Source organism: Methylobacterium variabile (assembly GCF_001043975.1).
In the GTDB taxonomy this organism is placed as follows: Bacteria; Pseudomonadota; Alphaproteobacteria; order Rhizobiales; family Beijerinckiaceae; genus Methylobacterium; species Methylobacterium variabile.
The window spans coordinates 1-1,302 of record NZ_LABY01000350.1; the positions used below are offsets into that span (position 1 = coordinate 1).

Annotated in this window: 3 protein-coding genes; all 3 read left to right on the forward strand. The window is 62.7% G+C overall.

Annotated features, from left to right (window positions below):
- On the forward strand, positions 1–311 hold a 311-nt coding region (locus VQ02_RS38865), incomplete at its 5' end, for a hypothetical protein (protein WP_209437100.1).
- Between the two features lie 82 nt (positions 312–393).
- Complete coding sequence (locus VQ02_RS37820; RefSeq protein WP_157080904.1) at positions 394–675, forward strand: hypothetical protein; 282 nt, start codon at positions 394–396, stop codon at positions 673–675.
- Positions 672–1,199, forward strand: a complete 528-nt coding sequence (locus tag VQ02_RS32745) for a hypothetical protein (protein WP_048448452.1) — start codon at positions 672–674, stop codon at positions 1,197–1,199. The genes VQ02_RS37820 and VQ02_RS32745 overlap by 4 nt, the downstream gene beginning before the upstream one ends.
- The last annotated feature ends 103 nt before the right edge of the window (positions 1,200–1,302 follow it).

Genomic DNA, 1,302 nt, shown 5'->3' on the forward strand with positions numbered 1-1,302 from the left:
GGCCTAACCGTGCATCCGTGCGCGGTCAGGCCTTTCGCGCAGTAGCGACCGACTGCCCCGCTCAGGACGTCAGCGGCGGGCACCAGCGGCTCCGTTTCGGCCATCATCCGGTCGAAGACCGGGGCGATCTCTTCGCGCAGTCGGTTTTCCGTCGCCGCATCGCAGGTTCGTCCGGCGAGCGCGGCACGAAGGGCCGCTCGACGGGCGCCGTAGCTGTTCGGTCGTTGGCCAGCGGATCTTCAAGGATCCAAGCACCCTCCGTCAGCCCCACCGGCAGCTATCGAGCGGGGCTTTTTATACAGATAGCGTGACGATGGCGCAAAGTGCATGAGTTGGCAAATGCCGCTTTTGCGCCATATTTGCGTAGCGGGGTAGAAACGTCAGAACGGGCCGATGACCGGAATTGATGCGGGGCAGTGGGCAGATGTCGCGCAGCGGATCGGTCTCGGTGGGGCGGTCACTCTGATCCTGACGATTGGACTTGCGATCGGCTTGGCGACACGAGGTCCGGAGTTTCTCAAAGCGTTGAACGGCTTCCTAGAAACCATACTCGCACACCGCCGCGAGAGCAGACGAATCACCGAGGAGCTTGAGCGCGATAGGAAGCGTTTGGAAGTTGAGTTCGAGGAAAAGGGAATTCGTCGTTTGGAAGCGCCACAGGACATAAATCCATGACGCTGCAGTTCGCCCTACTCATCATCGTCTCCATCGCTGCGGCGGTGCTGGCAGCGATGAAGTGGCATGCTTTCGCGAGCGCCGACTTGGACCGGCTTCGCCAGCAGGAGCACTGGGCCGGCCAGTTTTCGCGCGGCGCACGCGTGCTACTAAATGACGATCGGGTTCCTAAGCCCCTGCTGGAAACCCTTGCCAGGCTGAACCGCTACCTCCTCGATCCTGAGGCATGCTTCCTGCTGTATAACGTGTTCACCCAGCCGCGGGGGGCAGCGCACCCATTCACGATGGCGCCCGAGGAAATTGCGCTCCACGAGACGCATCCCGAACTCGCGCATGCGATTGCGGAGACGCTGTTCGCAGGCCTCATGGCGATTACGTACACTGACCTTCGATGGGGCGAGCGAGCTCGCGGAGCTATGGCCCGCCGTTATCGCGGCGAAGCGCAAGTCACTGAGTTGGCAGTGGCTGCGCGTGAGGTCGTGCGAAGCGATCACCCAATGCCCCCCGGATTGATCGCAGCCTGATCAGTCGTCACAACGAAGCCCGCCCGAGTCACCCCGCGGCGGGCTTCGTCGGAAGCCCTGCCGTCGGAAAAGGTGCGACCAAGCCATCCGCCCGTCGACGCCG